The following is a 14,391-nucleotide window of genomic DNA, read 5'->3' on the forward strand; positions in this document are numbered from 1 at the left end:
GGCAATCTGATGACTAAACTCCCCTTTCATGAAAAAATAGGTTACGCCATGGGCGACGCCGCTGCCAATTTAGTTTGGCGTGGTGCTTTAGCTTACTTAGCCGTATTCTATACTGACACCTTTGGCTTAACTGCCGCCGCCGCCGCTATGCTGTTTTTAGTGGTACGTTTGTCTGATGGTGTAACTGACATTATTATGGGCATGATTGCCGACAGAACAAATACTCGTTGGGGTAAGTTTCGTCCGTGGATATTATGGTCAACTCCATTTTTAGCCTTATTCATGGTATTAAGTTTTACCACACCTGATTTAAGTTATACCGCAAAACTTGTTTACGCCTATATAACTTACATCGGCTTAACGCTTGCCTACACGGTAAATAATGTGCCTTATTCTGCTTTAATGGGCGTTATGACACCAAGTGATACCGAGCGTACTAGTTTATCTGGCTTCCGCTTTGCCGGAGCTTTTGCTGGTGGCTTGCTCGTTATGGGGTTTTTACCTGATTTAGTTGCCTACTTTGGCGACGGTAATGACGCCATGGGTTATCAATATACCATGTACCTTTTTGCCGTTCTTTTAATTGTATTAATGGTAACAACGTTTGCCACCACTAAAGAGCGTGTAACGCCAACCATTGATGAGTCAACCAACCTAAAATCTGAGTTAATTGATTTAAGTAAAAACCTACCCTTTATCATCTTACCGTTATTGGCAATGACATTATTCTTCTATTACCGCGATATCTATAGTGGTGCTTTTTTTGTTATCGTCATGGGCTCAATGTGGCTAGTTATTAAAAAATTAATTAATACTACACCTGAAGATTTAGGCGGAACTAAAAGAGACATGGTTGATTTATTAACCAACAAGCCTTGGTTGATATTACTTGGTATGGGCTTTATAACCATGCTATTTAATGGCATAAAATACGGCACTATCGCTTACTATTTTAAGTACCACGTAGGTAGCGAAGTTTTAGCAGGAAAATACTTTGTTGTATTATTACTAGCATCTATTTTAGGTGCGCTATCAACAAGCTATTTAGCAAAAAAACTTGGTAAACGTAAATTATTTATTGTTTCTCTTATTATCAGTGGCATTCTCACTGGCGCTTTTTATTGGGTACCGCAAGGTAACCTGACCGCTATTTTTGTGCTTGGTGGTAGCGCTGAGTTTTTTGCTGCCATAATGCCAACCTTATACTTTACTATGTTAGGTGATTCAGCCGATTATTCTGAATGGAAAAATGGACGACGTGCAACAGGGCTAATTTATTCTGCAGGAACCTTTGTACAAAAAACAGGCGGTGGTTTTGCTGGCGCATTAGTACTCGTTGTACTCGCTGGTTACGGCTACGATGGTATGGATAAATCTACCATTGAAGCCTCTCTACCCGGCATGCAATTACTAATGAGTTGGATACCTGCAGCTTTTGCTTTTGCAGGTGCTGCACTGATGATTTTTTACCCATTAACCAGTAAAGATAATCAACAAATTGGCGATGAATTAATAGAACGTAGAATGATAGCACCAACAACCTAACCTCCAGAATTAGTCCTATAAAATATAGTACTGTAATAACTTAAATCTCTGATGGCTTAATGCTAAGCCATCAGTAGTTTTAGTAAATAATAAATTTAATAAGTAATTTATTTAAAAAGTATCAGGTTTAATAAAAATTTTAATATTGAGAATTGAGAGTTCATGATTAGCGTAAGAGAAAAAATAGCCTATGGCTTAGGCGATACCGCCAGTAATATTATATTTCAAACAGTGATGATGTTTTTGTTATTGTTTTATACAGACGTGGTTGGTTTATCGCCAGCAGTAGTAGGAACAATGTTTTTATTTGTACGTGTAATCGATGCGATTACTGATCCTATTATGGGGAATTTAGCTGACAAAACACGAACTAAATGGGGGCAATTTCGCCCTTACCTACTTTGGTTAGCGCTGCCATTTGCCTTAATTAGTATATTAGCTTTCACTACACCTGATTTGTCAGGTGATAATAAAGTCATCTATGCTTTTGTTACTTATACTTTATTAATGATTGCCTACACAGCCATTAATATTCCTTACTGTGGCTTAGGTGGAGTAATAACCGCTGATGCAAAAGAGCGCGTTACTGTACAATCTTACCGTTTTGTTTTTGGTATGTTAGGTGGAGTGATTGTGGCTGCTGCGACCATGCCAATGGTTGAATGGTTTGGGCAAGGAGATAGTGCAAAGGGCTATCAATTAACCATGGTAGCAATGAGCAGCTTAGGTGTTGTGTTATTTTTATTATGTTTCTTAGGAACCAAAGAGCGCGTAGCACCACCTGAAGATCAAGATGCTTCGATGAAAGTAAACCTAATGTCACTTTGGAAAAATGATCAATGGCGTATCCTGTGTATCGCTGCATTTTATTTACTTACCGGACAAGTATTACGCCTAACTCTGGCTGTTTATTATGTTAAGTATTTTCTTGGACGAGAGGATTTAATTACTTCATTTTTAACACTCGGTGTTATTGCCAGCATGCTTGGTTGCGCTGTAGCACAACCACTTGCTAAACGCGTTTGTAAAATTAAAGCCTATATTGCGCTACAAAGTATATCTGCGGCTATATGCCTGTTAAGTTTTTTTATTGCTTCTGATCAGATTGTTGTTGCCTTTATCGCTTTTATTGCATGGAAGTTCTTCCTCGATATGGCTTCACCATTACTTTGGGCAAAAATGGCCGATACTATTGATTATGGACATAAAAAAACGGGAATTAGAGTAACTGGCTTAGTTTATTCGGGCGTCATATTTTTTATCAAAATGGGCGTTGCTATTGGCGGAGCACTCGCTGGTTGGTTATTAACTTTTTACGGTTACCAAGCCGATATAGAACAAACCGAAGCGACTAAACATGGCTTACTTTTATCGTTCACCCTTTTCCCAGCATTAGGCTCTATTGCTGTAGCTTGGGTGATGAGAAATTACACCTTAACAGAGCAAAAAGTTGTTGATATTCAAACCGAGTTAAAAACTGGTTAACTCTTACGCAACTATGCTAAAATTCGCCGTCAATATTTATAGTATTAACAATTACAAACAATTAGATTGCGTAACTTAGGAATAAAATGGCGACAATATACGAAGTTTCAACACTTGCTGGTGTCTCGTTAGCAACGGTTTCACGAGTGATCAATAATAACTCACGCGTTAGCGATAAAACACGCCAGAAAGTTACTGACGCCATGGCTGAATTAGATTATCGCCCTAACTCTATTGCTCAATCGCTTGCTTCTAACCGAACTAATAGTGTCGGTATATTGGTTTCTGAATTACACGGCCCCTTCTTTGGTCAAATGATGGCCGGCATAGAGTCTGAATTAAGATTGTCAGGTAAACACGTAATCATTACCACAGGTCATAGTGAAGAAGAAAGAGAAAAGGACGGTATTGAATTTCTAATTAGTAGAAACTGTGATGCCATTATTTTACATGTTGAAGCTGTTAATGATGAATACCTTATTGAATTATGTAAAGGCAATACCCCTGTTTATCTCATGAGTCGTTACGTTGCAGCAATTAGTGAAAACTGCATCAGCCTAAATAATGAATTAGGTGGATATTTAGCCACTAAGTCAATTATAGAGCAAGGCCACTCGGCTATTGCATATATTGCAGGTCCACAATTCAAATCTGATGCTAAGTGTCGTTTAGCTGGTCATAAAAGAGCATTGACGGAATATAACATCCCCTTTAGTGATACACTTTATTTTGAAGGTGATTTTAAAGAAACAGGTGGTTGCGATGGTTTAGAGCATTTTATTAATAGCAATAAACCCTTTACTGCCTTAATTTGCGCTAATGATGAAATGGCATCAGGGGCAATAACTTATGCGCGTGAGCAAGGGTTTTCGTTGCCTGATGAACTATCAATAATTGGTTTTGATAATATCATTTTTTCACAGCACACCTACCCCAAACTTACCACCATAGATAACCCGGTGAATTTAATGGGCCATATGGCAGCCAAATTAGTATTAAAAAACACTTATAAACAAAAGAATATCAATATTACTCACTCTTTTGAACCAACACTTATAACCCGAGATTCTGTTATTAGTGCTGTTTAATAAAGTGCTAGTATAGTTTAACGCCTATATTTTGATGAGAGAAAAGACCTAGAATGATTAATTCACAACATAGCCAAGTAGTTAATTTAGTTGCAGATATTGGTGGTACAAATATCCGTTTAGCAATTACCGATAAAGATAATAACCTAAGCGGTATTCAAACATATCAATGTAAGTTATTCCCACAGTTAAGTGATGTTATTCGTCAATATCTAACTGAAAAAGAATTGTTAACATCATCTATAAATGCATGTTTAGCCATTGCTTGTCCAGTAGATACCGATGCTATTGCTATGACTAACTTGCCTTGGAAGTTTTCACAAAAGCAACTTAAAGCCGAGCTTAACTTAAACAGCTTAACCTTGATAAATGATTACACTGCTATTGCTATGGCAATTCCATCATTACGTGATGATCAAAAAGTAAAAATTGGCGAAGGTGAATCAATAAAAAATAACCCTATAGCTGTTTGCGGCCCAGGAACAGGTTTAGGTGTTGCTAACTTAGTAAATATTAATGACCAATGGCATTGTTTAGGTGGCGAAGGTGGTCATATCGATTTTGCCCCTGTAGATGACCTTGATGTACTAATATTCGAACAGTTAAAAAAAATAAAAAAACGTATTTCATACGAACAGCTTCTTTCTGGCTATGGTATTGAGCAAATATATCAAGCATTATTAATTATTAATAATGTGCAAGTTTCAGAACCACAATCAGTTAAGCTAACCGCTAAAGATATCAGTACAAATGCTTTAAATAATAGTTGCGATATATGTAACCAAGCCTTGGCACAGTTTTGTAAAGTACTTGGCAGCTTTGCTGGTAATTTAGCCTTAACTACAGGCTCAACTGGCGGCGTATATATCGCAGGAGGCATAGTGCCAAGATTTGTTGAGTACGTACAAGAGAGTGGCTTTAGAGAGCGATTTGAAGCGAAAGGTCGTATGACTCATTTAAATGAGCAAACACCAACGTATATTATTACTGAAAGCCAACCGGGTTTGCTTGGTGCTGCAGCATTCATCAACCAGATAGTTTAATCTTTAAGTTGTTGACTAGTACATGTATTACAAACAAAAAAGCTCAATATTTCATTGAGCTTTTTAATGCAATTTTTTATTCTTTATAACACTTATATTTAAGTGAATTTAATATTCAAACTGTAAACCTAAATTAGCCGTTAAGCCACGCATAACGTTAACACCATCAATATTTACCGTATCTAATGTACTCGAAACACCAAGGTTTATATATTTCGCAAAAGTAATACCTGCACTTAAGTAACCTAATTCTGTACCAGCTAAATTTTGGCGATATCCTAATCGAGCACCTGGTAGCCACCAAGAATCAGAAGCGTAACCAACATTAACACTCGCCCATTGATATTCATTTTGCATAGGATCAGAAACGGCATTTAACTCGATAGCCATATTTAAACTCCAACGTCTATCTAAAGTAAATATTGCCCCTTCAACTTTACCTTGTCGCTCTATAACATAAGTGGTTTCTTGTATTAATTTATCTTTTACTTCTTCTGAGCTAAATTGACTAAAGTCTGTATTAGGGTAATCAAAATCCATTTCTATTAGGTTCTTAATACTCGCCCCTAATTCATAATGATTTGCCGACCAAATTAGACCAATATCAGCATCAAATGCATTTTGATATTTAAAGTCAGTATCTCTGATATTATCAAACAGAACTTGAGAGTCTGTTAAATCACCTAAACTAACATTAATATTCGTTAGGCCAACACGATAAAAAGTAGGTTCAACACCCAAAAATAGATTACCAGAATCAGAACTATAAACGCTACGGCTATAGCCTACACTCATTTTAAAAATATCAGCGGCTTTCACTAATAGTAAACTTTCATTTTCTAATCTCAGGCTTAAATCATCAATATTTTGATCATACTGAACTTTAACCCCCGCACTTAAATCAAATTCAGTAGATGGGGTGTTATGGTCTATCGCTAAAATATTCTCTAATGCTGCTTTAGCTTGTGCTTCATCAAAATTAAGGCCTTCTGTAATACCTACCGCTTTCGAACTACCTAATGTTTGAATTTTAAACATCAGGCTACCACCATAAATGTCATCACTAATAACAAATGGTATGTCTAATCCAATATGCGCGGTGCCATAGCCTTGTTCAGCAATAACCGCTAATAAACCACCGACTACCAACACCTCCGGTACTAAAGCTTTTAAAGCACTATCCGCCTCAGGATTTTCATCAATAATTTTTGCAATATCGATACTTGACTGGCTTTCGCTCGGCGAACTTTCACCGTTAATCGGCGCAACTATCTCTCTGGAAATATTATCAATCACATCAAATAAATCGTCTAAGTTACCATATTCAATACCGCCAGATATTGATACCATTCCGCCTTTAGAGGTATTAACGCCGTTAATTTTAGCTGTGGCCGCAGCAGCAGCTGGGTTGCCATGTACAGAAAGGCCACGTTGGCTGTAACCTAATTCGTCAGGTGCTAGTTGAGTCGCAGCAAACGATGCTGAACTTAATAAAATAGCCGCAGTAAGAGCTGAAAACTTGATAGTATGCATAATGAGATTAACCTTGATTTGATCCATAAATAGGCTTCTGTACACTAAAATAACAAGTGGGCATAAGACACTGTAGTAGTTACACCACTCCATGTAAATTTATGCTCTGTGTAAAATAGACTCATAAACTTCATAAAGCTAATAGAATTGGTACTAACTTATTATTACACATATTAACAAATGTACTGATGGCAAACTAGCTATAGGTACAATTCATTAACAATTTTAGTTAAAGTGATTGCCTAAGATATAAAAGAGTTAACCAATCGATATTTAAAATAAACATTAGAATTGGAGTAACGCTAACTGAAGCACTAATGACTTATACTGTAATCGACTCGCAATAGCCAAAACAAAAATGGCACCTTACTAGGTGCCATTTTATTGAGTTTTAAGCCTAAAACGGCATTTTCATACCCGGCGGTAATTGCATACCACCGGTTAGCGCGCCCATTTTATCTTTGTTTTGTTCTTCAACGCGACGTACAGCGTCATTTACCGCTGCGGCAAGTAAATCTTCAATCATATCTTTATCATCATCCATTAAGCTTTCATCAAGCTCAACACGACGAACACTATGACTACCTGTCATAGTAACTTTGACCATACCGGCACCAGCTTCACCAACAACTTCCATTTGTGCTAATTCTTCTTGTGCTTTTGCCATTTTGGCTTGCATTTGTTGGGCTTGCTTCATCAAGTTGCCCATTCCGCCTTTCATCATTATATTCTCCAATTTTATACTGTTAACTAGTTTATTTATTAATGGGGTTACTTTACCTAAAACACAATAGTTTTTACACTAAAAGACTATGAATACACCTACTTTAGATTCACTTTAAATTATCGTGCTGAAATACTCTCTTCATCTAATGTCGCTTGAAAAGTATTTTGTAAAGCAATCACCACGCTATCTTCTTTAATTACTGTTTTAGCGTACTCTAATCGTTTATCGTTAATCTGAACTTGAATTTGATAAGGATCAGCTACCGTTTCTTCCACAACATTAAGGGTAACAGTTACTTGTCGAGCTAAAAATTCACAAATATAAGTTTGTAGCTGCTCTTGAGCAAACTCGGTATTTAAATGTCTTGTTGCCTGATCTAATTGTAAGATTAAGTTATCGTCGGTTGAGTCTTCACTGATTGTTGCGTGAATAGCTAATTGTCTAACACGCGCAGTAAGTTGCATTGAATCAATCATATGCGCCCACTTATCAACTTGATTGGCTTTAGTTACGATCGTTGGATCAATATTGTCTTGATGAAACGGTATTTCTGGCTCAGGCACTATAACTACAGGTGCATTAATTACAGGTGCATTAGGTGCCGTATGAGCATCGATTGTTGATTCAAGTGTAGCTACATTACTATTAATTTTGCTGTTTGGCTGACGCATAGTTGCGTCATTAGACTTTTTTGTCTGATTTTCCATTGCTTTCTTGCGACTGCGCAGCATATTACGCGTTGCTAAAATCGAACTTACTGGGCTATCAATACTGTCTGTTTTTACCTGCTCAGAGGAAGTTAAAGTTGAGTTATTACGCTCATAAGAGTCTTGTTTTGTATTTTCACTACTGTTATGCGTTTGAGTTTTTTGTACAGATGAAAATTGTGATCTTGCTATGTGCTCGGGCAATTCACTCCCATTATCAATAAGTGCCGCCGTTTGTTGTTCAACGCCAAACATTTGAGCAGTTAACTCACTATGATCACGAGAATCTTCAGTGCTACTTCCGGCATAGCTACTTTCTTCATAAGCATTATACGGATAGTCATTATCTGCATAATGACTATTATCTTTTATAACATCTTCATTGTTAATAACTTCAACAGTAGGTGCGTCAACAGTTCTCGATTGTTCGCGCGTCAAAGCTTCTTCCGATACTATAGCGGTGTTTTCGGTTATGTTAGCTTGCTCTACAGTATTGTCATTGTTATCATCATCTAACTTAGTTTGTAAAGGCTCTTTGCTAACCGAAGTAGTAGGGGTAGCTTTATTAAAACTAATATCAGTAAACTCTTCTTTATTTAACTTGCTATGTGTAACGTCACTTATTTTGGGTAAATGTGATTTTTGCATAGGTTTAAAGGCAAATAATCGTAATAAGGTCATATCGAATGCTGCTTGCTCATCTGATGCATAAGGCAAGTCTTTTCGACCATTTAAGGCTATTTGATAGTAAAGTTGTACATCTTCAGCCGACATAGCCTGACTAAATTTCTTTAATAAAACCAATAAGTCGTCAGGTAAATCAAAAGGCTGTTCAACAATTTGCATTAAAGCTATTTGATGAAATAACTGAATGAGTTCGGCAAATAAACGGTTATAACTTGGTGCATAGGAAGCCATTTCTTGCGATAACGACATTAAAGACTGACTATCTTGTTTTAGTAAGGCAATAACAAGCTGGTAAACCCAGTTTTGATCAATGCCGCCAAGCATTTGTTGAATATTAGCTAAACTAATATTACCTTGGCCTTGAGCAATTGCTTGATCAGTTAAACTTAATGAATCTCGCATACTGCCGCGTGCAGCTTTAGCTAATAAAGTTAAGCAGCCCTGTTCATGATTTACTTTTTCTTGCGATAATATTTCTGCCAGTTTATCTTCTATTTGCTTTACCGTTAATGCTTTTAAGTGAAACTGCAAGCAACGGGATAAAACCGTTATTGGTAGCTTTTGCGGATCGGTAGTCGCTAAAATAAACTTTACATGCTCAGGAGGCTCTTCCAGCGTTTTAAGCAGTGCGTTAAAACTATGACGCGATAACATGTGCACTTCATCGATTAGATATACTTTAAAGCGCCCTCTGCTTGGTGCATACTGAACGTTGTCAAGGATCTCACGGGTATCATCAACTTTAGTTTTAGATGCCGCATCAATTTCTAATAGGTCAACAAAGCGACCTTGATCAATATCCACACACGCAGCGCATACCCCACAAGGTTTTTCAGTAATACCTGTTTCACAGTTAAGACTTTTAGCAAAAATTCGGGCAATAGTGGTTTTACCAACACCACGAGTACCTGTAAAAAGATACGCATGATGTAAACGTTTTTGCGACAAAGCATTAACCAATACACTGACAACATGCTCTTGCCCCATCAATTGTTGAAAATTTTTAGGGCGCCACTTTCTTGCTAAAACTTGATAGCTCATAGTAAATTTCTTTTTCGATGCTTAAGTAAACTATTCACCTTGATATTGAATCAAAGAATAAGGTGTTATATTTAATGCAGTTAAACGTTTCTCGCCACCAAGATCAGGTAAGGAAATAACAAAGCCGGCATCACTAACTTCTGCCCCTAAACGTCGGATCAATTTAGTTGTCGCTTCTATCGTACCGCCGGTAGCTAATAAATCATCAATAATTAAAACTTTATCATTTTCAGTTAAAGCATCTTGATGTATTTCTAATATATCTTCCCCGTATTCAAGAGTATAAGCCTGAGAATGGGTATCTCTAGGAAGTTTTCCTGGTTTTCTAACAGGAATAAAACCAATATTAAGAGCTAAAGCTAAAGGAGCGCCAAATAAGAAACCTCGAGCTTCGGTTCCAACCACTTTAGTGAAACCTTTATCTTTATAGGCTTGAACGAGTAATTCGATGGTTAACGCGAAAGCTTGGGGGTTTTCTAAAAGACTCGTGACATCACGAAACATTATACCTTTAACAGGGTAATCAGGAATGGTGTGTATTGCATCAATTAGTTGCTGTTGTTGTATTTGATTCATGAGAGGAAAAAGAAAACTTTAATAGTTTTCTATAAAAGTGATAAATAGATGTATAAATCATAAAGCAATTGAGGTTACTTTTATAGGGGTAAAAGCCGCCTCAATAGATATTATGCATTAAGTTGTATCGATTCACACTCAAAGGCAGTTTCTGTTAGTTCAGATAACACACTAAGAAATTTTTGTTTATCAAAAGGTTTTTCAATTACTTTATCAAAAAGTGAGTATTCGGGAAGGCTTTTTAAAGACTTACTTCCTTGGGTGGTAATAAAAATAACTTTTTTATCAGCAAGATCAGGATTTTTTTTAAAATTCTTTATTAACTGAATACCATTCATTAATGGCATTAAATGGTCAATAACAAACAGTTCATGATTACCTTTTTGTGCTTTCCCTAAGCCATCTAGTCCATTATTTGCCGTTTCTACACTATGCCCTTCAGCGCAAAGCAATTCTGATAGCATGCTTTGTACTGACTTTTTATCATCTACTACTAATATATCCATATATTTTATATTACCTACTGCTAATTTTGCCGCAATTCTACCTTAATTCAGTAGCAGTATATAGGCTTAATTTGGTAAAACAGCCCACACTAATAGGAGCAATAGTTTTGGCTCGATTTGATAATAAGGTTACCTTTATGCTTTTAGCTATTTAGTTAACTTAAGTCGCTGGCGTTTAGGTTCATCTTTCTTATTTGGATTTATATAAATGCTGCTAGCATTAGGTCTTGCTCCCTCAACCCAAGGAGATGTAGGCGTTGGTTTATCTATTTTTTTCTTGGTGTATGGCTTAGTGTTGTTATTAGTTTTTGATGAACTAGAAGGTGATTTTTGCGTATTTACAGTAGGCTTTACTATTTTACTTGTTCTTTCTACATGATAAGTTTTATCAATTGCTTGTAATAAGTTACGCAACACTTGATCTTTACATTCACGATAATGTTTGTGATCAATCTTGCGAGAAAAAGCGCTAAGCTCTGCTTTACCAAGATTGAAATTAACCGTTTTTAATAATTCAATAATTTGTTCAGACTGTAAATTTAGCGCTATTTTAAGCTTAGTTAAAATAATATTATTAGATAAACGCTTTTCAGGACTTGGTTGAGGACCTGGTTTTTTACCACGTTTTTCATTAATAAATCCATTTAAAAATACGGCTAAATTGCTATCAAATAATGCAACAAAATCACTATCATCATCTTTTTTTAACCATTGGCTAATTTGCTCCCGGCTGACGTTTTCACCCGCAGATGCAAAGATAGCAACCATTTGTTTATCATTAAAATTAAAGGTATAACGCAAGCGGCGCAAAACATCATTATTATTCACAAAAATATCCAATACAAAGGTATAAGGAGCCATTATACACCTTAAGAGCATTAGCTTATAGCAATTCTGAGAAGTTTATAGTGCTGTTGTGCTCAGTAAGCATGGTTAAAAGGAACTAACATCCTTGGAGTAGTGCCACTCACTTAAGGTAGGAAATTTTTATTTCTGGCAAAATGATAGGCTAAGGTTAACTTGCCGAGGAAGTGTACGTTCTCGCCAAATAGATATAATAAGACTTTCGTTCATACTATAAAGTTTATTAACTAGCTAGATACGCCGCGCAATGTTGAAGAAGGTAAATAATTTTTTAACGTACAGCACATTCTCCCCATTTGATAACATATCGTGTTGTATATCACGTAACTCTTGCTTTATAGGATCGATAATTAATTTATTTTTGAAATCATTATTAAATATGTTTCGTCCTGAAAAAAAAGCGGACAAAAGTCCGCTGGGTGATTTCCTTTAGAAAGGTCAACTATTCACCGCATTTTTTAGACTTGCTTTTACTTTCACCGCATTTACCCTCGCCACATTTTGTGCTTGATGCAGCTTTCATTTTACCTTCGCCGCACTTACCTTCACCACATTTTGTGCTTGGTGCGGCTTTCATTTTACCTTCACCGCATTTACCTTCACCACATTTTGAATCGCTTCCTGTGGTTGAAGTCATTTTACCTTCTCCACACTTTCCCTCACCACATTTAGTGCCATCATTATCTGTTACTATTGTCGATATATGTTGAGATTCAAAAGGATTGGATTCAGCATTTACCGTAGCACTCATCAATAGGGTGAAGAAAGATACCGCCATAACGGCTGTGATTGTTGATTTTTTGATTATATTCATTATGTTATCCTTTTCTGTTATTTGTAATGGCGTTTATTTTGTTATTTATAATGTAATACCAGATTGCATAAAATTTTACTTAACCTGAGTTAGGGGTAATAAAAGTGAGTAGAACAATAATATCAATCACTTAAAATATTTACTCTACAATAGTTTAAATAATTCGTAGTACAAGGTGGGGAAGCGAAGCCAATAACGAGTCATTGAGAGCTTTCATAACGTTGTAATACGGATAATTAAGCTGTTGTAGCATTTGTCTTATCTCAAACTCAGGTTACTTACACTTGCTAGATTAAATTCGCAACCGCTTTGACTTTAATCGTTGCTGCTTCGATTATACCAATTGAAATAATAAATCAATCTACTTCAAATGGTATAACTATTAACTTAGACCTTTTATTATATAAATAAATTTCATCAACTTTATTTATATAATAAAAAAACCAGCTATTAAGCTGGTTTTTTAGGCTTTAGTTAAAAAGTTAACTAAATAGTAACATTCTTTCTTCTTGCTGTATCAACAATAAAGCGTTTCCAACCTTCCGCATATTTACGTGCTTTAGGGTCTTTAACTGCTTTTTGAATCGCAGCATAAGCTTGCTTATAATCTTCAAGATAAAAGTACGATTCTGCAATACTCATTTGAATTTGGCCTACATCAGGAGCACCAAGTTCAAGCGCTTTATTTAAAGCCGTAATAGCTTTAGTAAATTGCTCATCTTGTTTTAACAACATGCCTTGCTTACGATAAGTTGCAGGATCATTAGTCATTTTGGCTAATTCACCATAATAACCCGCTGCTTTATCGATATTTTGCGCAGAGTGCCAAGCATTAGCTAAAGATGAAATGTTTTTATCATCACGTTTAACTAAACCAGAAGCAATATACTTTTCTAACAATTTAGCAGCCATAAAAGGAGCATCAGATTGAGAGTATAAACTTGCTAAAGTAGTTATTTGACTTTCTTTATCCAAATAACCAAGCTTGTAAGCTAAATCAAGAGTTTCAGTTGCTTTATTATAGTCTTCAACCAATAAGTAGAACATTGGTAGTTGAGTCCACCACTGCTTACTTTCTGGGAAAAGCTGAATAACAGTCTCTAAAACCCCAATAGTTTCTTTATATTGCTTACGTTCATAATATGACTGTACTTTCAATATATAAGGGTTTTGATTTTGCTTATCACCAAAGGCTGCAATTGCTTTATCAGCAGGAGCAATAACTTTATCTAATTCACCAAGCGAGTAATACGCGTTAGCTATTTTGATATAAGTTTGACCATCCTCTTTACCCGAGAAATCCATCCACGCGTAATAAGTTTTTAACGCTCCTTTATAGTCTTTGGTTTGCATTTGCATATCACCCAATAACTTTAAAGACTCGCTATGATCTGATTCATTAAGAATATCAGGTTCAATTGCTTCTTTTAGGTATTTAATCGTTTTCTGATCATTATCACCTTTAGTTGCATACATTACCGCGATAAAACGAGAAACATAAGCTTTGTCATATTCTTTATCTGCATCGATATCAAGTAATACGACTAAAGCACCATCAATATCGTCCGCACTGTAAAGTTCAAAAGCTTCTTGAACTTGTTTACCTGTGCTAGGACTAGGAAGGTATGATTTTCGTTTCTCTTTCTGAGCTTGTTCGGCAGCATTTGCATAATCAGCAAAAGGCGCTTGTGCAACAAGTAACGAAGCAACAACAACAAGAGAAGTTGATAATTTTTTAAACGGTAAGTTTTTAAATACTAATTTATTAAACATAA

At 36.0% G+C, this 14,391-nt stretch carries 12 protein-coding genes; 4 read left to right on the plus strand and 8 right to left on the minus strand.

The features are described 5' to 3' along the window. Positions 1–9: 9 nt before the first annotated feature. From CWS31_RS05490 to CWS31_RS05505, 4 genes are all read left to right on the plus strand, one after another. Positions 10–1,545, plus strand: a complete 1,536-nt coding sequence (locus CWS31_RS05490) for an MFS transporter (RefSeq protein ID WP_101345174.1) — start codon at positions 10–12, stop codon at positions 1,543–1,545. A gap of 162 nt (positions 1,546–1,707) precedes the next feature. Next, entirely contained in the window at positions 1,708–3,030 is a 1,323-nt protein-coding gene (locus CWS31_RS05495; protein ID WP_101345175.1) for a glycoside-pentoside-hexuronide (GPH):cation symporter, read from the plus strand. A gap of 86 nt (positions 3,031–3,116) precedes the next feature. Next, the gene (locus CWS31_RS05500; protein ID WP_101345176.1) at positions 3,117–4,118 is read left to right on the plus strand and encodes a LacI family DNA-binding transcriptional regulator; all 1,002 of its coding nucleotides are present in this window, start codon (positions 3,117–3,119) and stop codon (positions 4,116–4,118) included. Positions 4,119–4,171: 53 nt separating this feature from the next. Continuing rightward, on the plus strand, positions 4,172–5,161 hold the full coding sequence (locus CWS31_RS05505; protein ID WP_101345177.1) for a glucokinase: 990 nt from the start codon (positions 4,172–4,174) through the stop codon (positions 5,159–5,161). 108 nt (positions 5,162–5,269) lie between these two features. On the opposite strand, the gene traF is transcribed toward CWS31_RS05505, so the two are convergent. The 8 genes from traF to CWS31_RS05545 form a co-directional block, all read right to left on the minus strand. Next, the gene (traF, locus tag CWS31_RS05510; RefSeq protein ID WP_170252769.1) at positions 5,270–6,694 is read right to left on the minus strand and encodes a conjugal transfer protein TraF; all 1,425 of its coding nucleotides are present in this window, start codon (positions 6,692–6,694) and stop codon (positions 5,270–5,272) included. Between the two features lie 397 nt (positions 6,695–7,091). Next, positions 7,092–7,421, minus strand: a complete 330-nt coding sequence (locus CWS31_RS05515) for a YbaB/EbfC family nucleoid-associated protein (RefSeq protein ID WP_101345277.1) — start codon at positions 7,419–7,421, stop codon at positions 7,092–7,094. A 116-nt stretch (positions 7,422–7,537) separates the two neighbouring features. Then, positions 7,538–9,856 (minus strand): DNA polymerase III subunit gamma/tau, encoded by a 2,319-nt coding sequence (gene dnaX / locus CWS31_RS05520; protein WP_101345179.1) that lies wholly within the window; start codon positions 9,854–9,856, stop codon positions 7,538–7,540. Positions 9,857–9,886: 30 nt separating this feature from the next. Then, positions 9,887–10,432: an adenine phosphoribosyltransferase gene (gene apt / locus CWS31_RS05525; protein WP_101345180.1), complete on the minus strand. Its 546-nt coding sequence runs from the start codon at positions 10,430–10,432 to the stop codon at positions 9,887–9,889. Positions 10,433–10,542: 110 nt separating this feature from the next. Next, positions 10,543–10,938 (minus strand): response regulator, encoded by a 396-nt coding sequence (locus tag CWS31_RS05530; protein ID WP_101345181.1) that lies wholly within the window; start codon positions 10,936–10,938, stop codon positions 10,543–10,545. A 147-nt stretch (positions 10,939–11,085) separates the two neighbouring features. After that, complete coding sequence (locus tag CWS31_RS05535) at positions 11,086–11,799, minus strand: YehS family protein (RefSeq protein ID WP_246143382.1); 714 nt, start codon at positions 11,797–11,799, stop codon at positions 11,086–11,088. Between the two features lie 445 nt (positions 11,800–12,244). Beyond that, positions 12,245–12,616: an HvfA family oxazolone/thioamide-modified RiPP metallophore gene (locus CWS31_RS05540; RefSeq protein WP_101345182.1), complete on the minus strand. Its 372-nt coding sequence runs from the start codon at positions 12,614–12,616 to the stop codon at positions 12,245–12,247. Between the two features lie 486 nt (positions 12,617–13,102). Beyond that, positions 13,103–14,389: a tetratricopeptide repeat protein gene (locus CWS31_RS05545; protein ID WP_101345183.1), complete on the minus strand. Its 1,287-nt coding sequence runs from the start codon at positions 14,387–14,389 to the stop codon at positions 13,103–13,105. Between the last annotated feature and the right edge of the window lie 2 nt (positions 14,390–14,391).

The organism is Colwellia echini (assembly GCF_002843355.2).
Classification (GTDB): domain Bacteria; phylum Pseudomonadota; class Gammaproteobacteria; order Enterobacterales; family Alteromonadaceae; genus Colwellia; species Colwellia echini.